The sequence below is a fragment of the Microbacterium sp. 1S1 genome, from assembly GCF_008271365.1.
In the GTDB taxonomy this organism is placed as follows: Bacteria; Actinomycetota; Actinomycetes; order Actinomycetales; family Microbacteriaceae; genus Microbacterium.
The window spans coordinates 1277161-1299123 of the sequence record NZ_CP043430.1; the positions used below are offsets into that span (position 1 = coordinate 1277161).

General features: G+C 71.5%; 17 protein-coding genes. 10 read left to right on the top strand and 7 right to left on the bottom strand.

The window, feature by feature from the left end:
- Positions 1–59: 59 nt before the first annotated feature.
- Positions 60–1337, bottom strand: a complete 1278-nt coding sequence (gene purD / locus FY549_RS06325; RefSeq protein ID WP_149084293.1) for a phosphoribosylamine--glycine ligase — start codon at positions 1335–1337, stop codon at positions 60–62.
- A 160-nt stretch (positions 1338–1497) separates the two neighbouring features.
- Positions 1498–2172: an NUDIX hydrolase gene (locus FY549_RS06330; RefSeq protein ID WP_149084294.1), complete on the bottom strand. Its 675-nt coding sequence runs from the start codon at positions 2170–2172 to the stop codon at positions 1498–1500.
- A gap of 48 nt (positions 2173–2220) precedes the next feature.
- On the opposite strand from FY549_RS06330, the gene FY549_RS06335 reads away from it, so the two are divergent.
- Both FY549_RS06335 and FY549_RS06340 read left to right on the top strand, forming a co-directional pair.
- Positions 2221–2589, top strand: a complete 369-nt coding sequence (locus FY549_RS06335; protein ID WP_149084295.1) for a sterol carrier family protein — start codon at positions 2221–2223, stop codon at positions 2587–2589.
- A 264-nt stretch (positions 2590–2853) separates the two neighbouring features.
- A complete protein-coding gene (locus FY549_RS06340; protein WP_149084296.1) occupies positions 2854–3186 on the top strand; it encodes a potassium transporter Trk in 333 nt (110 codons plus the stop codon).
- Here FY549_RS06340 and FY549_RS06345 read toward each other — a convergent pair.
- On the bottom strand, positions 3183–3788 hold the full coding sequence (locus FY549_RS06345; RefSeq protein WP_149084297.1) for a zinc-binding alcohol dehydrogenase: 606 nt from the start codon (positions 3786–3788) through the stop codon (positions 3183–3185). The two genes, FY549_RS06340 and FY549_RS06345, sit on opposite strands and share 4 nt — an antisense overlap.
- A gap of 151 nt (positions 3789–3939) precedes the next feature.
- On the opposite strand from FY549_RS06345, the gene FY549_RS06350 reads away from it, so the two are divergent.
- The 3 genes from FY549_RS06350 to FY549_RS06360 are packed head-to-tail and all read left to right on the top strand — an operon-like array spanning position 3940 to position 5794.
- The gene (locus tag FY549_RS06350) at positions 3940–4812 is read left to right on the top strand and encodes a hypothetical protein (RefSeq protein ID WP_149084298.1); all 873 of its coding nucleotides are present in this window, start codon (positions 3940–3942) and stop codon (positions 4810–4812) included.
- A complete protein-coding gene (locus tag FY549_RS06355; protein WP_149084299.1) occupies positions 4809–5231 on the top strand; it encodes a phage holin family protein in 423 nt (140 codons plus the stop codon). The genes FY549_RS06350 and FY549_RS06355 overlap by 4 nt, the downstream gene beginning before the upstream one ends.
- A complete protein-coding gene (locus tag FY549_RS06360; RefSeq protein WP_149084300.1) occupies positions 5228–5794 on the top strand; it encodes a DUF3618 domain-containing protein in 567 nt (188 codons plus the stop codon). Before FY549_RS06355 ends, FY549_RS06360 begins: the two co-directional genes overlap by 4 nt.
- 61 nt (positions 5795–5855) lie before the next feature.
- Here FY549_RS06360 and FY549_RS06365 read toward each other — a convergent pair whose 3' ends face one another.
- Genes FY549_RS06365 through FY549_RS06375 form a run of 3 tightly spaced genes read right to left on the bottom strand, consistent with a single transcriptional unit; the run spans position 5856 to position 9459 of the window.
- Positions 5856–6659, bottom strand: coding sequence for an enoyl-CoA hydratase/isomerase family protein (locus FY549_RS06365; RefSeq protein WP_149084301.1), 804 nt, complete (start codon positions 6657–6659; stop codon positions 5856–5858).
- Positions 6656–7945, bottom strand: a complete 1290-nt coding sequence (locus FY549_RS06370; protein WP_200838913.1) for a hypothetical protein — start codon at positions 7943–7945, stop codon at positions 6656–6658. Before FY549_RS06370 ends, FY549_RS06365 begins: the two co-directional genes overlap by 4 nt.
- Positions 7942–9459, bottom strand: a complete 1518-nt coding sequence (locus FY549_RS06375; protein ID WP_149084302.1) for an amino acid adenylation domain-containing protein — start codon at positions 9457–9459, stop codon at positions 7942–7944. Before FY549_RS06375 ends, FY549_RS06370 begins: the two co-directional genes overlap by 4 nt.
- A 169-nt stretch (positions 9460–9628) precedes the next feature.
- Here FY549_RS06375 and purM point away from each other — a divergent pair, with 169 nt between their 5' ends.
- The 3 genes from purM to FY549_RS06390 are packed head-to-tail and all read left to right on the top strand — an operon-like array spanning position 9629 to position 13545.
- Positions 9629–10741 (top strand): phosphoribosylformylglycinamidine cyclo-ligase, encoded by a 1113-nt coding sequence (gene purM / locus FY549_RS06380; protein WP_149084303.1) that lies wholly within the window; start codon positions 9629–9631, stop codon positions 10739–10741.
- Between the two features lie 6 nt (positions 10742–10747).
- Positions 10748–12220, top strand: coding sequence for an amidophosphoribosyltransferase (purF, locus tag FY549_RS06385; protein ID WP_149084304.1), 1473 nt, complete (start codon positions 10748–10750; stop codon positions 12218–12220).
- A complete protein-coding gene (locus tag FY549_RS06390; RefSeq protein WP_149084305.1) occupies positions 12220–13545 on the top strand; it encodes a CynX/NimT family MFS transporter in 1326 nt (441 codons plus the stop codon). Before purF ends, FY549_RS06390 begins: the two co-directional genes overlap by 1 nt.
- A gap of 9 nt (positions 13546–13554) precedes the next feature.
- On the opposite strand, the gene FY549_RS06395 is transcribed toward FY549_RS06390, so the two are convergent.
- Positions 13555–14589, bottom strand: a complete 1035-nt coding sequence (locus tag FY549_RS06395) for a LacI family DNA-binding transcriptional regulator (RefSeq protein ID WP_149084306.1) — start codon at positions 14587–14589, stop codon at positions 13555–13557.
- Between the two features lie 93 nt (positions 14590–14682).
- Here FY549_RS06395 and FY549_RS06400 point away from each other — a divergent pair, with 93 nt between their 5' ends.
- Both FY549_RS06400 and FY549_RS06405 read left to right on the top strand, forming a co-directional pair.
- Entirely contained in the window at positions 14683–16500 is a 1818-nt protein-coding gene (locus FY549_RS06400; RefSeq protein ID WP_149084307.1) for a glycoside hydrolase family 35 protein, read from the top strand.
- A 183-nt stretch (positions 16501–16683) separates the two neighbouring features.
- Positions 16684–21867 (top strand): endo-alpha-N-acetylgalactosaminidase family protein, encoded by a 5184-nt coding sequence (locus tag FY549_RS06405; protein ID WP_149084308.1) that lies wholly within the window; start codon positions 16684–16686, stop codon positions 21865–21867.
- The last annotated feature ends 96 nt before the right edge of the window (positions 21868–21963 follow it).

A 21963-nucleotide genomic window follows, 5' to 3' on the forward strand; every position in this document is an offset into this window, starting at 1 on the left:
CGCACACAGGGCTGCATTCCGTCGAGGAATGCAGCCCTGTGCGCTACTCGCGGCGGTGGTCAGTCGGCGACGCGGGCGGCGATGTCGGTGCGGTGGTGGGCGCCGTCGAGGCGGATGCGCCCGATGGCGTCGTACGCGCGGGCCCGCGCGGTGCGGAAGTCTGGGGCCACGGCCACGACGTTCAGCACGCGGCCGCCCGTCGCGATGAGCGATCCGCCCGGGGCGTCGGGGCTGGCGGTCGCGGCGTGCACCAGACGCACCCCTTCGACGGCGGCGGCGTCGGCCAGGCCCTCGATCGGGCGCCCGGTCTGCGGCGCCTCCGGGTACCCCTCGCTCGCCAGGACCACGGTGATCGCGACCTCGTCGCGGAACACGGGCTCCGGCTGATCCTCGAGCGTGCCGGACGCGGCGGCGAAGAGCAGCTGTGAGAGCGGGGTCTCCAGTCGCGGCAGGACGACCTGAGTCTCCGGGTCGCCGAACCGCGCGTTGAACTCGATCACGCGGACGCCGTGTGGGGTGAGGATCAGACCGGCGTAGAGGAGCCCGATGAACGGCGTCCCCTCGGCGTCGAGCTGCCGGACGACCGGGAGGGCGACGTCGCGGGTGACCTCCTCGACGAAGGCCCGCTCACTGCCGAACTGCTCCGCGAGCCAGGGCAGCGGCGAGTACGCGCCCATCCCACCCGTGTTGGGACCGGCATCACCGTCGAACGCCCGCTTGAAGTCCTGCGCCGGGCTGAGAGCCCGAACCGTGTCGCCGTCGCTGAGGAAGAACAGCGAGACCTCGGGTCCGGACAGGAACTCCTCGACGAGGACGGGGCCGGCCGGGAGGTACTGCTCCGCGTGCGCCAGGGCTTCCGCGCGGTCGGAGGTGACGACGACGCCCTTGCCCGCGGCGAGTCCATCGGCCTTGACCACGTGCGGGGCGCCGAGCTCGTCGAACGCGGCCTCGACCTCGGCGACGGTGGCGGCGCGGACCGCGCGGCCGGTGGGCACACCGGCGGCGTCCATGACCCGCTTGGCGAAGGCCTTGGAGCCCTCGAGCTGCGCGGCGGCCTTGCCGGGCCCGAAGACCGGGATGCCGCGGCCGCGGAGCTCGTCCGCGACGCCCGCGACGAGCGGAGCCTCCGGGCCGATGACCACCAGGTCGACGGCGTGCTCATTGGCGAAGGCCGTGACCGCGGCACCGTCGAGCGGGTCGAGGGCGACGGGGGTCGCGTCCTGCGCGATGCCCGCGTTGCCCGGGGCGACGAGGATCTCGTGCGCGGTGGACTCGGCGCGCAGCGCCAGGATGATCGCGTGCTCACGGGCACCGGAACCGAGGACGAGGATCTTCACGCGTCCAGCCTAGCGAGGCGTGTAGCGGGGGTTTCGGGCAGTGCCTCGTTCACAACTCAGGACGATGGGTCCGGCTGCGGCGAGCCGGCGGCTGATCCGGGCAGATCGGCCGTGGTTCTCCTGAGTTGTGCACCGGGTCGGTGGGTGAGAGGCGGCGGGGTCAGAGCTCGATCGGGCGCTCGGCGGCCGTGTCCCAGGGCACGGTCCAGCCGGTCGCGTCGAACAGCGCGTCGAGCACCATGGCGGTGAACCCCCACACGATCGTGCCGTCCACGTCGAACGCGGGCCCGCGGAACGTGCGGCCGGCGCGGGACACGGTCGAGGTGAACCGGGTCGCGGGGTCGAGGAGCTGGGCGACGGGCACGCGGAACACCTCCACGGTCTCGGCGTGATCGACGGCGACGACGCGGGACGGCGACTGCCACCACGCGAGGACGGGGGTGACGAGGTGGTTGCTGGCCGCGAGCGGGATGGCGGGGAGGGTCGCGAGGACCTCGACGCCCGCGGGGTCGAGGCCGGTCTCCTCCTCGGCCTCGCGGAGCGCTGTGGCCACCGCATCGGCGTCGGCCGGCTCGGTGCGTCCGCCAGGGAAGGAGACCTGACCGGGATGCGACGAGAGAGTCGGGGCGCGGCGTTGCAGCAGCACGTCGAGGTCGCGCGCGACGGCCGCGTCGACCGTGGGCGCGGGGACGCGGTCGAAGACGCCGAAGAGGATCAGGACGGCGGCGTCGTGCGCGGTGCCGGGGTCGGCGAGAGGCGGGATCGGCACGCTCCAGGACGGGTCGGCCGCGGCGGCGAGCAGCTCGGCTCGGGCGCCCTGCGGATGCATGCTCATGTCATCGAGCTTATGACCGGGCCGCCGTGGCGGATCTAGGGTGGGGGGATGGCCAAGAAGATCGACGTCGTCGACGGGCGTGCGGCGCTCGGTGCCGTCCGGGACGCGGAGGCCGCCGGCGCCAAGCCGCCGAGGGCGGAGCTCGCCACGGCCGTGCGCTATCTGCTGCAACTGCTCGACGAGAAGGCGCCGGGCAACAGCGTCGAGGTGCGGGTCCCGCCGTTCGGGGCCGTGCAAGTCATCCAGGGTCCGCGGCACACGCGCGGCACACCGCCGAACGTCGTAGAGATGGACGCCGCCACCTGGATCGCGGTCGCCACCGGCGCCGAGGCCTGGGCCGACGCCGCGACAGCCGGACGCATCCACGCCTCGGGCACGCGCGCGGACCTCGCCGCCGTGCTCCCGCTGCGGCCCTAGCGTCGCGACGGCGGCCGTCCCCGCGCCGGCGACGACCGAGCAGGCTCCGGTGTGGCCGTGGATCATCGGCGGCCTGGTCGTCGTGGCCCTGGCGGCGGGCGGGGTGCTGATCGCACGCCGCGTGCGGAGGGGGGAGCCGGCCGAGACGACGACCGAGGGCTGAGTCCGGCGGGCTGCGGAACCGCCGTTCCCCTGGCGCACAGGGAGGAGGGCGGTTCCGCCTACCGGGTGCGCGGCGCCTCTGGACGGTGGGACAATGGAGACATGCCCTCTCACGACAGCCACCAGACCGTCGAAGCGACCGTGCGCCGCGTGCCGCGGTACGGCGTGCTCATGGGCATCGGCGTCGTGCTGGGCGTGATAGCCGCCGGCATCCTCACCATGACCGGTAGCTTCGAGCAGTCGGAAGCGCTCGACGTCGTCTATCCCCCGGGCCAGGTCTTCGGCTTCCTCCTGCTCTGGACCGCCCCGATCGGGCTCGCTCTCGGGGGCGTCGCCGGGCTCGTGCTCGAGCGTCTCGCCCGTCGCCACGATCGCGTCGTGACCGTCGACCGGGAGACCGTGGTCGACGACGACGACGACACGGACCGCGGCTAGGCGAGCTCGGCGATCACGGGGCGGATGGCGGAGTCGAACGCCACGACGTCCCGTCGGAGTCCGTCCGTCACCGCGACCGTGAGGTCGCCGATCCACCAGACTCCGCGCTGCGACAACGGCAGCACCTGCACGTTCAACTCGAACGAGTGGGCGCGGCGGCCGATGTCGCGCTCGAACTCCGCGATCGCGCTCGCGTACGCCCGATAGGCGTCTCCGCCGGTGTGGCTCTTCATCGCTCTGACATAGCGATCGTGCGCCGTCTCCGCATAGCGCACCGCGCTGCCGGCATGCGGACGGATCGCCGCGGTGAGCGCCTCGGCGCCGCTCGCCGGGAGGGCCACCAGAGTGTCGAAGCCGTCGATGAGTTCCAGCGGGACGTCGGAGTGATGCGCGCGCGGTTCGACGGTCATGTCCCAGTAGTCGCGCCACTGCGCCTCGACCTCGGAGGACGCGTCGGCGGCGTCCGGCGCGCGGACCGGAAGGTCGCGGAGGGCCGGCAGATCCAGCGGCGCCCGGATGCCCAGAAGCTGCCGGAGAGCGAGCGCGACGAGCACCGAAACGCTCGCGTCTTCGCGGATGAGCCACTGCGGCTTGTCGGCCATGGCCCCATCGTAGGCGGGCGCGGCGGCCGCGCCGAGCCCCGGCACGGTAATGCTCTGCGAGAGCCGCGTCAACCCTCGCTGCGATCCTCGACCCCCGGAGTAGAACTGCAGGCACGTCGGCGGCCGTCGGCGGGAGTCGAGAGGAAGAACGATGTCGCAGAGCAATGCACAAGGTGCCGCGGGCGGCGGTACGACCGAGTCTCCGGGGACGGTCCGGACCGCTGCACACGAGGCGGCAGGTGTCGCCGGCACGGCGAAGGACGAGGCGGCGGGCGTCGTCGAGACCGCGAAGTCCGAAGTCGGCGCGGTGGCTCACGAAGCCAAGGATCAGGTCCGAGACCTGTATCACCAGACCAAGAACGAACTGTCGGAGCAGGCGGCGGTGCAGCAGCGCCGGGTCGCGGACGGACTCCGGTCCGTCGGCGGCGAGCTGGATTCGATGGCGCAGAACGCGGACGGGGGCGTCGCGGCCGACCTGGTCCGCCAGGCGTCGACGCGCATCCAGGGGATCGCCGGCTGGATCGGCGACCGCGATCCCGGTTCGCTCCTCACCGAGGTGAAGTCGTACGCACGCGCCAAGCCCGGAACGTTCATCGCCGTCGCGGCGCTCGCCGGTCTCGTGGCCGGCCGGCTGACCCGTGCGCTCTCCGAGGGCGCAGCGGACTCCGCCTCCTCGGGTACGGGGTCCGGCACGCCCGGTTCCGCCGCCGCAGGGGCGACTCCGGCCATTCCGCCTCGCCCCGTCGTCCCGGCTGCGGGCACTCCGGGGGCCGTCCCCGGCAGCGCCGGTGCCGCAGGAGTGGTCGGCGGTGCAGGAGTCGCCGAGAACACGACCCTCGGCGAGCCACCCCTGCCGACCGACGGCACGGTGCCCGGCGCACCGGACGGCATGAGCGGGATCGACGCCGGCACGGCACCGTGGGGTGTCACTCCCCGCGGCGAGACGGTGGACGACGGGGACACGCCGCTCTACGACCGGACGGACGCCGCCAACCGCGGATCCGGTGACGAGGAGCGACCATGACCGACGCCACCCCCACACCCTCGGAGCAGAAGGCCGAGACGACGTCTCTCGGCGATCTGCTGAGCGAGGTCACCAGCGACCTGTCGACCCTGATGCGGCAGGAGCTGGAACTGGCGAAGGCGGAGCTCAAGCAGTCGGCCACCCGTGCCGGTCGCGGGGCGGGCATGCTCGGCGGGGCGGGATACGCCGCGCTGATGGCCGTCTTCTTCCTGTCCGTCGCCCTCTGGTGGGCCCTGGGCGCGTACGTGACCGGCCTCGGCTGGTCCGCCGTGATCGTCGCCGTCATCTGGGCGATCGTCGCCCTCGTCCTGTTCATGACCGGACGCAAGCAGTTGAAGAGCATCGAAGGGGCTCCGCGCACCGTGGACAGCCTCAAGCGCATCCCCGATGCGGTGAAGAGGAATGAGGAGAACAAATGAGCGATTCACCCGACGCGATCCGCGCCGACATCGAGCGGACGCGAGCGGAGTTCGGCAGAGATGTCGACGCGCTCGCCGACAAGGTCACGCCCTCGAAAGTCGTCCACCGTCAGACGCAGAAGATGAAGGGCGCAGTGCGCTCGGTCGTCGACCGCGTCATGGGCGCTGCCGACGACGCAGGGGACCGGCTGGGGGACGCCTCCTCCTCGGTCGCCGACGCGGGGCGGCACACCGTCGCCAAGGCGCAGGGCAATCCGCTGGCCGTGGGGCTGATGGCCTTCGCCGCCGGTCTCGTCGTGGCTGCCGTCATCCCGGCGTCCTCGAAGGAGAAGGAGTTGGCCGAACAGGTCAAGGACAAGGCCCAGCCGCTGGTCGACGAGGCGACGGAGGTCGCCAAGACGATCGGACAGGACCTGAAGGAACCGGCTCAGGAGGCCTTCGCCGCGGTCAAGGACGAGGCCGCGGGGGCCGCTGCGCACGTCAAGGACGACGCGACTCGCGCCGTCGACGAGGTGAAGGGCAGCGCCCAGGACGCTCGCGACACCGTCGCCGGCGGGAGCTGACCCCTTCTTCCCCGATGACGAGGGCCCGGTTCGCGATGGCGACCCGGGCCCTCTCTCTGTCTCAGGCGTTGGCGGCGGGGAATGTCGGCGGCCGCTTCTCGAGGAAGGCGGCGAGGCCCTCCTCGCTGTCGTCGAGCCGGAAGGCCTCCCCGTACAGGCGGGTCTCCTCCCCGAAGGCGGCGCGCCGGCTGCTCTCCACGGCGGCCCGCAGTGCGGACCGGGCGAGGGCTGTCGCCGCTCGGGAACGGGGCGCACCGGCCGTGAGGGCCGACGCGGCCTCCTGCTGCAGCGCGGGAGCGGCCACCACTCGGGACGCCAGCCCGCAGGCCCGCGCCTCCTCACCGTCGAGTGTGCGGCCCGTCAGGACCATCTCACTCGCCAACGCCGGCCCCACCCGCTCGACGAGCCTGCGCACGCCGCCGAAGCCCGGGATGAGTCCCAGAGTCGGCTCGGGCAGCGCGAAACGCGAGTCGGCGGTGGTGTAGATGGTGTCACAGGCGAGCGCCAGCTCCAGTCCCCCGCCCACGGCGGCTCCGTCGACGCACGCGATGGTCGGGAACGGGGCCTCCTCGATCCGCATCATCAGCGCCTTGGCGCTCCGGGCGATCGCCTGACCGGCGGCGGCGGGGTCGGCGGAGGCGCGGGCCTCGCGGAGCTCTCCGATGTCGGCCCCGGCGGAGAACGCCACACCCGCGCCGCTCAGGACGACTCCTGCCAGGGGGCGCGGTGCGAGGCGGTCGAAGACGCGGGCGAGCTCGGCGAGGAGAAGGCCGGACAGCGCGTTGCGACGCTCGGGGCGCCGCAGGCGGATCTGCGCCACGGGCCCGGCTGTGGTCAGTTCGATGGTTTCGAAGGTGTCGTTCATGAGTCCCAGATCGCTCCAAAGGCAGGGATGCCTTCTCGTTCGAGCCCCTCGACGAGGGGCCAGGTGGTGTTCTTGTTGGAGATGCAGATCACGGCCTCGGCACCGCTCGTCTGCACCGCCCGGCGGGCGAGCATGAGCAGGTCGGGCTTGCCGTCTGCGCGGGTGTCCCAGATCAGCGCATCGGGCACCGCGTCGCGGATCTCGGACACGAGGCCCGGCCCGTACGTCTCGACGGGCGACCGCGTCGACCACACGAGGTGTGCGGGTGCGGTGCGGGCGAGGAGGTGCGGCAAGCAGGGGCCGATTCCGCTGCCCGTGGCGACCCAGACCACCTTCGTGAAGAGCCGGTCGATGTTACCCACCCCGGCGGTCGGGATCCCTTTCACCCAGAGGTGTCGCGGTTTGTCGTCGATGAGCCGACTCGTCCAGTCGCCGGCGCGCGAGACGGTCAGGCGGAAGCCGGACTCCCCGGGAGCGGGGATGTTGGCGAACGCATGCCATTCCCGGAGCGGGCTGCGACTGATCGTCGTCGACGACCCGGCGAACGGAGTGACACCGTGGTCGAATCGTGCGATGGCGACATGGCTGGACGGGGTCTCGATCTCGACCGGCACGCGACGCAGCCGCAGCCAGGGCAGCGCGATACTGACCGTGGTCGCCGCGAGCAGCCACAGCGGAGCCGAGGTGAGGTACTGCGCCGGTGTCGCCTGCGCCTGGGCGAGCATCGCGACGGCCTGCACCCAGACGATCGCCAGCAGTGCCCACCCTCCGAAGCGGTGCGTGAGCTCGAACGCGTCGTGGTGGCGGGCCCGCAGCCCGGGCAGTGAGGTGACGAGCATCGACGCGAGGATGAGCGCTCCGGCCACGCTCGTGGTGAGGAACAGCGTGGACGCTCCATCCGCGATGGTGCGCGCGGTGAACACGGCGTACCAGGCGGCCGCCCCGATCGCGGCCCCGACGTGCACGCCGCCGAAGCTGTAGATCTTCCCCAGCCCCCAGCGGATGCGCAACGGGAGGGTGTGCGGTGCCCGGGTGGCGATCCGGAAGAGCAGGTTGATCACGTACTGCTGGCGCACGATCGCCGCAAGCGAGACGTTGATCCCCGCCGCGACGAACGCCTCCGCAGCCGTCGGGTGCGGCATCACCGCGAAGCCCACGGCGTTGAGAGCGACGATGAGGATCGCGAGCCGGTTGTACGGCTTCACATGCCGGGAGCGGCGCAGGCGCGACCAGCGCTCCGTCAGGGCGGGCTTCCGGTCGGCAGGCGTCGCCGTCGTGGCGGTCACGCGGCCGCCTTGGTCGAAGAGGACGCTTCGAGGAGTCGGAGGACCGCGGTCCGATCCACCTTGCCGCGCGGGGTCAGGGGCAGCCGGTCCACGGCCACGACCTCCGTCGGCACGCAGTAGTACGGGAGGAGCTCGGCGACCGCGGCGCGTGCCGCCGCGGGATCGGCGGTGGCCGGGACGATCACCGCTGCGAGGCTCCGGGCGTCCCACCGCACCGTGACCGCGGCCGTGCATCCTGCTGCGGTCTCCAGGGCGCGGGAGACGGAGTCGAGTTCGACGCGGAAGCCGCGCACCTTCACCTGGTCGTCCGTGCGGCTGAGGTGCTCGAGCTCGCCGGCCTCGGTCCAGCGTCCGACATCGCGCGTGCGGAACATCCGGCCGCCCGCGACGAACGGGTCGGGTCGGTAGCGCTCGTCCGTGAGCTCCGGATTGCCGATGTACCCGGTCGTCACCCCCGCTCCGCCGACCCACATCTCGCCGCTCTCTCCGGGCGCGACGGGGCGGAGATCCGGACCGAGCACGTACACGCTCGTCCCCGGCACCGGGCCGCCGATCGTGAGCGGCCGCCCCGGGGTGTGCTCCACGAGGGTGTTGATGATGGTGATCTCCGTCGGGCCACAGGAATTGAGGAAGCGGCGGTCCTGTGCCCACTCGTCGGCCAGCGCCTGCGGGCAGCGCTCGCCGGCCACGGCGACGGTGTGTGCGGAGCACCGCGCGGACGAGAGCGTGGCGAGGATGCTGGGGGTGGCGACGAGCACGTCGACTCTCTCGGCGGTGGCGGCGATGTCGGCTCCGCGGATCACGAGCGTGCCGCCGTGCACGAGCGCGCCGAACGTCTCCCACATCGCCATGTCGAAGGCGATGTTGAGCACCTGCCCGACCCGCGTGCCCGGCGTGATCCCGAGGTCGCCCGGCGACTGGGCGAGGAGGTTGACGAGATTGCCGTGGCTCACCTGGACGCCGTTCGGCGTCCCCGTGGTTCCCGAGGTGAAGATGACGGCGCAGGTGTCGGACGGGTCGGACGCCGCGGCCGTGCTCTGGTCGGCGGCCGCGTACTCGTCGTCGATCCGGACGACGTCCACGTCCTCGGGCATCAGTCCGAGGAAGCGCTCGGTGGTGAGGACGACGCGCATGCCGGCCTGATCGGCGACCTTCCGCAGCTGGGCGCGCGGCGAGATGCGCGCGTCCTGGGGGGCGTAGGCGGCGCCCGTCTTCAGGACGGCGAGGATGCCGACCACCATGGCGATCGATCGTTCGAGGAAGACGCCGACCACGTCGCCGCGACCGACGCCCAGGACGCGCAGATGCGCGGCCAGGCGCTCCGCCGCGTCGTTCAGCTCGCCGTACGTCACCGTGGCCGTGAGGTGCTCCACGGCGCAACGATCGGGATCCTCGGCAACTCGCGCCTCGAACAGCGCCGTGATCGAACGCGGCGGTGCGGCGGCGGGCGCTCCGAACGAATGCGCGGGCAGACGTGGCTGTTCGGGGCGTACGGGCGGGGTCGGGTCGGTCATCGCAGGTCCTTTCTGTCCGGGCCCTCGCTCGAGACCGGTGAGGTCGGGTCGCGAGGCGGGACCGCCCACGCTAGGCAGGGCGACGGGCGAACGGGCGACATCTTTCGGAACCGTAAGCAGCAGGGGAGCGACGGGCCGGCGGCCCGCCGACGGGCGGTAGGCTGTCTGGGTGGCTGCCTCCCCCACCAACCCCTATTCCGAAGCCGGCGTCGACACCGCGGCGGGCGATCTCGCCGTCGAGCTGATGAAGTCATCCGTCCGCGCGACGCACGGCCCCGAGGTGCTCGGCGGTGTCGGCGGTTTCGCCGGCCTGTTCGACGCCAGCGCGCTGCGCGACTTCCGGCGCCCGCTGCTCGCGACGAGCACCGACGGCGTCGGCACGAAGGTCGCGATCGCGCAGGCCATCGACAAGCACGACACGATCGGGCAGGACCTGGTCGGCATGGTCGTCGACGACATCGTCGTCGTGGGCGCGAAGCCGCTCTTCATGACCGACTACATCGCGTGCGGCAAGGTCGTTCCCGAGCGCATCGCGGACATCGTGCGGGGCATCGCCGAGGCGTGCGCGGCGACGGGCACCGCGCTCGTCGGCGGCGAGACGGCGGAGCACCCCGGCCTCCTCGGGCCGCGCGACTACGACGTCGCCGGCGCGGCGACGGGGGTGGTGGAAGCCGACGCCATCCTCGGTGCGGAGCGCGTGCAGGACGGCGACGCGGTGATCGCTGTCGCCTCCAGCGGCCTGCACTCCAACGGCTACTCGCTGGTGCGCCACATCATCACCCGTGCCGGGATCTCCTACGGCGACAACGCCGCCGACTTCGGCTGCACCTGGGGCGAGGCTCTCCTGGAGCCGACGCGGCTGTATACTCTTCCGCTGCTGCGCCTGATCGAGGCCTCCGGCGGGGTCCACGCCCTGAGCCACGTGACCGGCGGTGGCATCGCGGCCAATCTCGCGCGCGTGCTCCCGCAGGGGAGCTGGGTCGAGGTCGACCGCAGCACGTGGTCGCCGAGTCCCGTCTTCCGGGTGTTGAGCGACATCGCGGGTTCCACGCTGGAATCGGCCGAAGGCACCTGGAACCTGGGCATCGGATTCCTCGCCGTGGTGGCGGCGGACAAGAAGGACGCCGCGATCGCGGCGCTGACCGCCGAGGGCATGCCCTCCTGGCAGGTCGGCACGGTGGGTTTCGGCGCGCGTCCGGCCGGCGAGTTCGAGCAGGGCGCCAAGGGCGTCGATGGTGGAGCAGTGCGCCTGGTCGGCGCCTACGCGGACGGAGCGAAGTAAGAGCCCATGTGCGGCATCGTCGGAATGGTGGGCTCTGCCCCGGTCAATCAGGACATCTACGACGCCCTCCTGCTGCTGCAGCATCGCGGGCAGGACGCGACGGGCATCGCCACCGCAGAGGCGAACGGCGTCATGCACAACGCCAAGGCGCAAGGGATGGTGCGCGAGGCGTTCCGCACGCGCGACATGCGGGCGCTCCTGGGCAACGTCGGTCTGGGCCACGTCCGCTATGCGACGAAGGGCACCGCGTCCAGCGAGGAGGAGATGCAGCCGTTCTACGTCAACGCGCCCTACGGCATCATCCTCATCCACAACGGCAACCTCACGAACACCCGCGAGCTCACCGCCGACATGGCCCAGCGCGACCGGCGGCACCTGAACTCGTCCAGCGACACGGAGCTGCTGCTCAACGTCCTCGCCGGTGAGCTCCAGGCCACCACCTCGACGGTCGACCTCGACCCCGACCGGATCTTCGAGGCCGTCGCCCGCACGCATGACCGGATCGAGGGCGCGTACGCCGTGATCGCGGTCATCGCCAACTACGGCCTGCTCGCGTTCCGCGATCCGTTCGGCATCCGTCCGCTGATCCTCGGGCGCCGCCCGTCGGTCGTCCCCGGGGCCGAGGGGAAGGACGAGTGGGTCGTGGCGAGCGAGTCCCTCGTGCTGGAGAACGGCGACTACGAGGTCGTGCGCGAGGTCGAGCCCGGCGAAGCCGTCTTCATCACGAACGACGGCGAACTGTTCACGAAGCAGTGCGCCGCCGAGACGCACCTCGCGCCCTGCGCGTTCGAGTACGTCTACCTCGCCCGTCCCGACTCCGTCATGAACGGCGTCTCGGTGTACGAGTCCCGCCTGCGGATGGGGGACAAGCTCGCCGATACGATCGCGAAGCACGTGCCGATGGACAAGATCGACGTGGTCATGCCGATCCCGGACTCGTCCCGCCCTGCCGCGATGGAGGTCGCCCGCAAGCTCGGGATCGAGTACCGCGAGGGCTTCTACAAGAACCGCTACGTCGGCCGGACCTTCATCATGCCGGGCCAGGCGGTGCGCAAGAAGAGCGTGCGCCAGAAGCTCAACGCCATGTCCACGGAGTTCCAGGGCAAGAACGTGCTGCTGATCGACGACTCCATCGTTCGCGGCACCACCTCGAAGCAGATCATCCAGATGGCGCGTGACGCCGGGGCCGCGTCGGTGACGTTCGCCTCCGCTGCTCCGCCGGTCCGGCACCCGCACGTGTACGGCATCAACATGCCGTCGCGGCACGAGCTCATCGCCCACGGGCGCACGATCCCCGAGATCGCGGAGGAGCTGGGCTGCGACCACCTCGTGTACCAGGAGGTCGACGACCTGAAGGCCGCGATCACCGAGGGCTCCGTGCTCGAAGACCTCGACATGAGCTGCTTCGACGGCCGCTACGTCACGGGCACCGTCACCGACGAGTACCTCGCGTGGGTGGAGGGGTCGCAGACCTCTTGATGTCCGGGTCCCTGAGCTCGCCCCAGGGCCGACCCCTCTGGCAGGGTCGTGCCCTCGCGTTGATCGGGATCGTGCTGGTCGCGTTCTCACTGCGATCGGCCGTCGCCTCGCTCTCCCCGGTCCTCGACCACGTCGCCGAGGACTTCCCGGTGGCCCCGGTGATCGTCGGGCTGATCGGTGCGGCTCCGCCCGTCTGCTTCGCGCTCTTCGGGCTGCTCACCCCGCTGTTCGAGCGACGGTTCGGGCTGGAGCGGATGGCGGTCGTGGCGATCGTGCTGATGGCGGCGGGCATGCTGCTGCGGGGTCTCGCCCCGGACTCGTGGAGCCTGCTCGCGGCGACCGCGGTCGTGTTCGCCGGAGTGGGGTCGGGGAACGTCCTCCTGCCGCCGCTGGTCAAGAAGTACTTCGCCGACCGCCTCGGCGTCATGATGACGGCCTACTCGACGACGCTGGCGGTGTCGACCTTCCTGCCGCCGCTGGTCGCCGTCCCCGTCGCCGACTCGCTCGGGTGGCGGATCTCGCTGGGGATGTGGGGCGTGGTGGCCGCGCTTGCGCTCGTGCCGTGGGTCACGCTGCTGGTGCGCTCCCGCGGCGGCGACGAGCGCCCGGTGCCGACGGAGCTCCTGGTCCCCGACCCGACCGACGGTGTGGACGATGTGCGCGACGCGGTCGCCGCCTCGACCGGGCCGATCACGACCCAGTCGGCGAGCCCTCGCGTCTTCGCTCGGCTCTGGCGGTTGCCGCTGGCGTGGGCGCTCGCTCTCGTGTTCGGCACCTCGTCGACCATGGCCTACGTCGCCTTCGCCTGGCTGCCCACCATCCTCGTCGATCTCGGCGGCGTGACCCCGGCGACCGCCGGCTTCCTGCTCTCGCTGTTCGCGCTCGTCGGTCTGCCCTGCTCCATGCTGGTTCCCGTGCTCGTCGTCCGGTTCCAGGCCACGCGCCCGCTGTTCTTCGTCGCCGTGATCGCCGGCCTCGTCGGGCTCACCGGTCTGCTGCTGTTCCCGACCGTCGCGCTGCCGCTCTGGGTCGCGATCTTCGGGCTCACCGCGATCATGTTCCCGCTGAGTCTCGTGCTGCTGAGCATCCGCGCCAGGACGCCGGAGAGCGCCGTCGCCCTGAGTGGCTTCGTGCAGAGCATCGGCTACGCGATCGCCGCGGTCTTCCCGCTCCTCGTCGGTCTCCTGCACGACACCAGCGGCGGGTGGCAGGTGCCGCTCCTGGTGGTGGCGGGAGTGTTGGTCGTCTCCGTACCCGCGGGGATCATCGCGGGTCGCCGCCGCACGATCGAAGGCGAGTGGGAGCGGCGCCACGGCCGCTGGTGACGATCGGCGTCAGTGCGCTCTGCGGGGCGGCGCGGTCGAGGAGCGCACGATGAGCTGCGGCTCGGTCGAGGGCATCTCCCCGATGGGCTCCTGACCTTCGATCTGGGCGATGAGCCGCAGAGCGGCGGCGCGGCCCATGGCCTCGAACGGCTGACGGATGGTGGTCAGCGCGGGCGAGGCGTAGGCGGCGAGGGCGATGTCGTCGACGCTCACGACGGAGATGTCCTCCGGAACGCTGCGCCCGGCCTCGTGCAGGGCGCGGATGAGGCCGAAGGCCATCTCGTCGCTGCTGACGAACACCGCGGTCGCCTCGGGGATCGCGGCGATGGTGCGGCCGGCCCGGTACCCGGACTCCGGGGTCCAGTCCGCCGGTATCACCGGCGGCGGGACGATGCCGCGCTCGCGGAGCGTCTGCTCCCACGCCTCGCTGCGCTGCTGCGTCTCCGTCCAGTAGTCGTCGCCGGAGACGTGCCAGACGGTCTCATGGCCGAGGTCGAGGAGGTGCTCCACAGCGAGACGCGCGATCGCGCGCTGGTCGACCGCGAGCGGGGCGTCCTCGTCGAGGGACGTGCGCTCGCTGCGGGTGGCGGGGGTCCGCTCGGTGCGCGCGCGCATCGCCGGGGTGTCCAGGGCGATCGGCACGCCGAGGATGATGCCTTCCGCGCCCTGCCGCTCCAGGCGATCGAAGGCCTCGAGGAAGGCATCGTCCGAGGCGTGGTCGGCCACCGCGGCCGTGGTCACGGTGTAGCCGTTCGCCGCCGCGGCTTGCTGGATGCCGACGCCGAGCGCGGCGGAGGAGTAGCGGTCGGTCGAGACGACGATCACGCCCAGCACGCGGGTGCGCCCCGACGCGAGCGAGGCGGCGGCGGCGTGCACCCGGTAGCCGAGCTCCTCGACGGCGGTGAGCACCCGTCGCGCGGTGTCGGGGCGGACGTTGTTCTGCCCGGACATGACGCGCGAGACGGTCTGCGTGGAGACGCCGGCGAGGCGGGCGACGTCGACCTGGCTGGGGGCGCGGTCGTCTTTCGGGCGGCGAGGGGACATGCCCCAATGGTAGCGATCCATCGGCGGAAAACCAGGGAGCGCGGGCCCCGGCGATGCGATAATGTGAACGCAAACAATTCGACTGGGAGAGCAATGTCCGACCTTCTCGCCGCGGCTTCCGACGGCTCCACCACCGCCGTCGCCGCGCGGACAGCCGCCGCCGCCTCCGGTGGTCCCGCTCTGTCCTGGCGCGATAGAGAGATCCTCCGTGACGGCGTGCCCCACCGCATCCTCTCGGGTTCGATCCACTACTTCCGCGTGCATCCCGACCAGTGGGAGGACCGCCTGCGTCGGCTGGCCGCGATGGGCGCGAACACCGTCGACACCTACGTCGCCTGGAACTTCCACGAGCGGGTCGAGGGGGACATCCGCTTCGACGGCTGGCGGGACGTCGAGCGCTTCGTGCGACTGGCGGGCGAGGTCGGCCTGGACGTCTTCCTCCGGCCGAGCCCCTACATCTGCGCCGAGTGGTCGAACGGCGGGCTCCCGTTCTGGCTCACCGGGAGGGTCTCGGCGCTCCGGACGAGCGACCCCGCGTTCCTCGCCGCGGTCGACGCCTGGTACGACGCCCTGCTCCCGCGGCTCGTGCCCCTGCAGGCGGCCTACGGTGGCCCGATCGTGGCGATCCAGATCGAGAACGAGTACGGATCGTTCGGCAGCGATGCCGCCTACCTCGCCCACTTGCGCGACGGGCTGCGCCGACGGGGCATGGTGGAGATGCTGACGACGGCCGACGGGATCACCCGGGACATGATCGCGCACGGAAGCGTGCCGGGCGCGATGACGACGTTCACGTTCGGCACCGGGGTGCCCGTGGCCGCCTCCCTCCGGCGACACGGCGAGGCGCTCATGTGCAGCGAGCTCTGGGGCGGCTGGTTCGACCACTGGGGTGAGCGGCACCACGTGCGCTCGGCGGACAGCATGGGCGGCACGATCCGGGAACTCCTCGACGAGGGAGGGTCGGTCAGTCTCTACATGGCGCATGGGGGGACCAACTTCGGCCTGTGGAACGGGGCGAATCACGATGTCGTGCTGCAGCCGACGGTGACCAGTTACGACTCCGATGCCCCGATCGGCGAGGACGGCACCCTCGGGGAGAAGTTCCATGCCCTTCGTGCGCTCTTCGCGCCCTTCCATCCGAAGGCACTGCCGCCGGTGCCCGATCAGCCGCGACGGCAGTCCGCGGCCGCTGCGCCCCTGGAGCCACGGGCGGCGCTCCTCGACGTCGTGCGGGCGACCCCGGCGGCGGGAGGGCTCTCGCCGCGCCCGCTGACGTTCGAACAACTCGGGGCGGAGGACGGCCTGGTCGCCTACGAGGCCGACGTGTCGTTTCCGGACGAGGCGACGCTGACCGTCGACGGCCTGCACGACCGGGCGGTCGTGTTCCTCGACGACCGGCGCCTCGGGGTGCTGGAACGCGACGGCGAGACGACGATCGCGCTCCCCGTCACCGGCGGTTCCGGGCGGCTGACGCTCGTCGTCGAGAGTCTCGGACGCATCAACTACGGGCCGTACACCGGCGAGGGCAAAGGCGTCATGCGCGGCGTGATGATCGGCCGTCGTCTCGTGAACGGCTGGACGCACCGCCTCATCCCGCAGACGGCCCCGGTTCCCGGGACGAGCGCCACCCGCGGGGCCGACGGCGTCGCCGTCGCCGTGCTCGACGTCGATGAGCCGCTGGACGCGTGGCTCGCGTTCCCGGGCGGCGGCAAGGGCATGGTGTGGCTGAACGGGTTCCTCCTCGGTCGCTACTGGCGCGTCGGTCCCCAGGAGACGCTCTACGCCCCGGCGCCCGTGTGGCGCGCCGGGCGCAACGAGGTCGTCGTGCTCGACACCGACGGTCTCGGCGAGACGGTGGAGATCCGCGAAGCACCGGCCTTCGGGGAGACCGAGGAGTTCATCGGCTCCTGAGTCGGGTGCGAACCGGGTGGGGACCTTCGGCCAATGTTTGCGCATAGCTGGTCTCCAGCTCTTGTCTTAAGGCGCGGGCACGTCCTACGGTGATAGCGCAAACATCGATCGCGATCGATGATCCATCTGCGGCGCATCGGGGCGTCCCGTCCTCCGGCCGTCGCACCGTTCGAGAGGCAAGACGTGTCGACACCTTCCCGACCGCCGCGCACCGCCGTCGCCGTCAGCTCCCTGCTGGCGACGGCTCTCGCGCTCGGCGGAGCGCTCCTCCCCGCGACCGCTGCGCAGGCCGCCGATCTCATCCCCGTCCCCCCGTCGGACTACCGGCTGCACGCGGTGTCCAGCGAGTCCGATCCGTACCCGGCGCCGCCCTCTCTCGACGGCACGGCCCTCGGCGCCTTCGACGGCGACTACGCGACGCAGTGGACCTCGCGGTACTCGTCCAACGCCCCCTTCCCGCACTGGATCGCCGTCGACCTGCAGCGGTCCCTCTCGGTCAAGGCGCTGGACTACTCGGTCAAGCGCGGGCAGAGCGTCGCGGCGAAGACCGTCGAGGTGTACGTCACGGATGACGCCGACGCCGCGCGCACCTCCCCGGCCGACGGGGGATGGGGCGACGCCGTCGCGGCTGCCACCCTGCACGCGCCCACCGCGAACGACGAGAAGCAGCGCATCACGCTGGAGACCGCGACGGACGGCCGGTTCGTCGCGCTGCTCATCCTCGACGCGCAGGGCACCACGGGCGGCGGCGCCGGCGAGCTCCAGGTGCTCTCCGATGAGGAGCTCCCGCCCATCGCGACCGAGCCGGAGACGCCGGAGCAGCCGGAGACCGGCGACACCGTCGAGATCGCCGCGGGCGGCACCACGGCCACCGTCTCCTCCGCCTTCCCGCAGATCCTCGGCTACCGCGTGGGCGATGAGCGCATCGGCGGGCAGAAGAGCTCGCCGCGTACGTGGGCGGTCAACGGCACCGCCTATGCGTCCACCACCACCTCGACGGCGACCGCGAACGGCGTCGACTACGTCTCGGCCCTCACCGGCATCGACGTCACGGTGCGCAGCAGCATCCGTGTCAGCGCCGAGGGTACGGTCGAGTTCGCCGTCACGGCGGTGGAGGGCTCCGCCGCCGTGAACACCCTCGGGCTGCCCGACAACGCCTTCCTCTCGGCGACGGCCGCGGACGGCGCCGTCCTCGACCGCACCGTGATCAGCCCGAACAGCACCACGAACGCCGATGAGCACATCGCGGTGGGAGCGGCGACGGCCACCGGGACGAAGGGCGCGGCCTTCGCGTTCCTCGGCGACGGGACCCTCGCCGGCAGCGTGATCACGAACGCCACGACGCAGGCCTCTGGCAGCACCGCCTCGTGGAACACCCGGCTCACGACGCGGGTGACCGCGGCCGACGGGCGGACGGCAGAGATCGGCTCGAACACCTGGCTCATCCACCCGACCGCGGCGGTCGACAGCCGGGTGGCGACGTACGCTCTGCCGAAGGTCACCGTGCTCCTCACGGCCGACCGCAACGGCGACGAGACGGTGGACTGGCAGGACGCCGCGATCCGGTACCGCGAGGTCGACGCCCCGCGCCTCGGTGCCGACCGGGTCGCCGACCGCGTGGTCAGCCGCATCCCGTTCAACTTCGCCTCCAGTGCCACGAACTACTTCGACCTCGTGCTCGACAACACCAAGCGCATCGCGAACCAGACCGACGGCCTCGGCCAGTGGGTGCTCAACAAGGGCTTCGGCAGCGAGGGTCACGACTCCGCGAACACGGACTACGGCGGGAACTACAACGAGCGCGCCGGAGGCCTGGCGGATCTCAACCGTCTCGTCGACGAGGGGGCGAAGCTCAACGCCGACATGAGCGTGCACGTCAACGCCACGGAGATCTACCCGCAGGCGGACGCGTTCGACGCGGCGATCCTCGACGGTGCGCCGCCCTACAAGCCGGGCTGGAACTGGCTCGACCAGTCCTACTACATCAATCAGCAGACCGACCTCGGCACCGGACGCGTGCTCGACCGCTTCCAGCAGTTGCGGGACGAGGTTCCGGGGCTCAGCGGCGTCTACATCGACGTGTACTACTCCAACGGCTGGGTGGCCGAGGAACTCGCGGACGAACTGAACGCCATGGACCTCGAGGTCGCGACCGAGTGGGGTGACAAGTTCGTCGACAGCACGGTCTGGTCGCACTGGCCGAACGACCTCGCCTACGGCGGCAAGGACAACAAGGGCATCAACTCGACGATGGTGCGGTTCATCCAGAACGCGCAGGCGGACGTCTGGAACGACGACGTCCTCCTCGGCCAGCAGCGCCTCGTCGATGCCGAGGGCTGGGTGGGCAACCGCAACTGGGACGGCTTCATCGGCAACATCTGGTCGCAGAGCCTGCCGACGAAGTTCCTCCAGCACTTCGACCTGCAGACGTACGAGGCCGGGGTCGAGGCGACCTTCACCGACGGCGTCGCGGCCCGGATCGACGGCGGCACCCGGGTCGTCACGATGGACGGCGCGACCGTCCTCCGCGGCGACTCCTATCTCCTCCCGTGGCAGTCGCTGGAGTCGAGCGCCGAATCGGGTTCGCCCGTCGACGCCGACAAGATGTACTTCTTCACGGCCTCCGGCGGCGAGAAGACCTTCGGTCTCACGGACGCCTTCCGCGGCAACACGACCTTCGACGTGTTCGCGCTGGGCGACCAGGGGCGCGAGAAGGTGGACACCGTCACCGCGGTCGACGGTGAGCTCACCCTCTCCGGCGACAAGGGGACGGCCTACGTCGTCGTGCCCCAGGGCGGGGCACAGCGGACGCCGATCGAGTACCGCGACGCAGGCCTGATCGATCCCGGGTTCAACTCGGGCTCGCTGGACGGCTGGAGCCCCCGAGGTGACGTGACCATCGAGCGCACCGACCTCGGCGGGGTGAAGAACGCCTCACGGGGCGACAACATCGCGGTATTCGGTTCGTCCGCCTCCGCGATCTCGCAGACCGTCACGGGACTCACGCCCGGGAAGCGTTACACGTTCTCCGCCCAGGTGCAGATCGATCCGAAGGCTACGCGTGATGTGAGCGTCGCGGTCGACACCGGGGACGGCGTCGTGAGCCGCACCTGGAACCTCTCGCCGACCTACAACTACATGCGCGCCGACTCCAAGGCCGGACAGTACTACCAGCGCGGATCGGTGTCGTTCCTTGCTCCCTCCTCGGGCACGGTGACCGTCTCGGTCTCGGCGGTCGCCGGTGACGCGGCGGTGCGGATCGACAACGCCAGGGTGATGGCGGACACGACGGCACCGGCCGCGGCCGGCACCGTGTACTCGAACGACTTCGAGGGCAATCAGCCCGGGTGGGGGCCGTTCGTGAAGGGCGACGCCAACGGCATCGACGATCCGCGCACGAGCATCTCGCGCCGACACGACCCCTACACGAGCAGCGACTGGCGCAACACGGCCAAGCCGTTCGACAGCGGAGCCCTCGCCGGCCTGGCGGTCGACACCACGCTCTCGGGAGAGCACTCGCTCCTGTCGCACTCCGAGAACTCCGGCGTCGTCTACCGGACCGACCCCACGCTCGTGCCGTTGCAGGCGGGCCACACGTATCGGATCGGATTCGACTACCAGGCCGGCGCGAGCGGGGCGTACCGCTGGCTGACCGGTACGGACGCCGTGCTCGACGGGGAGATCTCGTCGACCACCGTGCGCCGCACGCCGATCGTGCAGGCACGGGAGACCACCGCCTTCCAGGAGGACGTGATCGTGGGCTGCGGCGACTACACGTGGGTCGGTCTCGAGCGCGTCGGTGGCCCGGACGTCGACTTCGTCCTCGACGACTTCACGGTCACCGACCTCGGTCCGACGGAGGGCGGCACCCCGTGCGCCACCGTCTCCGGCGAGGCCGTGACCCTGAGCCCCGGGGCGCAGACGCCGTTCACCACGACCTTCACCAACAGCGAGGACATCCTGGCGGAGAACGTCGGCGTGCAGCTCGACCTCCCGGAGGGCTACACCGTCGAGGTCGCGGACGGGTCCTCGAACCTGTTCGCGAAGGTGGCCCCCGGTGAGAGCGTGACGACGGACTGGCTGCTGACGGCACCGGCATCGGCCGCGGGCTCCGCCGTGAGCATCGGCATCGCGGCCACCTATCTCGTCGACTGCGACGTGCGGACCGTGCAGACGGCGCAGGAGGCGGCGGTCGCCTCCCGTGCCCGCATCCCGAACGCGCAGATCACCGCGAGCGCGAGCTCTGAGGAGACCGCGGGCGAAGACGGCAAGGCGGCGAACATGCTCGACGGCAACGCCGGGACGTTCTGGCACAGTCGCTGGAGCAGCGACGCCCCCGGGTACCCGCACGTGCTGACGTTCGATCTCGGGGCCGCGGAGACGGTCGACGGCATCTCCTACCTGCGCCGGGGTGCGAACCAGAACGGTCCGATCAAGGGCTTCCAGGTCGCGGTCTCCACCGACGGGCAGACGTTCACCGACGTCGCCGCGGGAGAGTGGAACAACGTCGCAGACTGGCAGGACGTCGACTTCGCAGCGACGACGGCCCGTTATGTGCGGGTGACGGCGACCTCGTCGATCTCGGGCACGCCGTTCGCGGCCGTGGCGGAGATGGCGGTGTACGGTGTCACCTCCCCGCAGGCCGGGCACGCACCGGAGGCGCGACCTGAGGACGACCTCGGGGCCTGCGCTCCGGAGACCGATCCGGTGCTCACGCTCGGCGCGGATTCCGTGCGGGCAGGGGAGATGGTCGAGGCCGTGCTCTCGGGCTTCGCGCCCGACGCCGCCGTCTCGTTCTGGCTGGACGGCGTGCGGCTCGCGGACGCGACGGTCGATGCACGCGGCGCGCTGACCACCCGCGTGCTCATCCCCTCGGACGCGACGCTCGGGAAGCATCGGTTCATCGTCAAGGACGCCTCTGGCGCGGAGGTGGCCGGTGCGACCCTCAAGGTCAAGAAGGCGAAGCCGGCGAAGAAAGCCGTCCTCACGCCGTCGGTCGGTACCGCGGCGGCAGGAGACTCCCTTCGCGTGCAGCTCCGCGGCTTCGAGCCCGAGGCGGTCGTGCAGCTCTGGCTCCACTCGGAGCCGGTCCGCGTGGGCGAGGTGACGATCGCCGCCGATGGCAGTGCGGTCGCGACCGTCCTCATCCCGGCGGCCACGCCCGCCGGCGCCCACGCGCTCGTCGCGACGGACGCCGAGGGTGCCGAGCTGGCCCGTGCGGACCTGACGGTCACCGGCGCGGCGACGGGTGCCGGCGGCGCTCTGGCCACGACCGGAGCCGACGGGATGACCTGGCTGGCGGTGGCCGTCGGGGCTCTCGCGCTGAGCGCTCTCGGCGCAGGACTCTGGCGGCGTCGTCGCAGCTGAGTCCGTCTCCACGGAAGAGGCCCGGGTTCGCCCGGGCCTCTTCTGCACGCGGCGCACGCTTCGCGAGTCTTCCACGGGTCACGGTTCTGCGGAGGG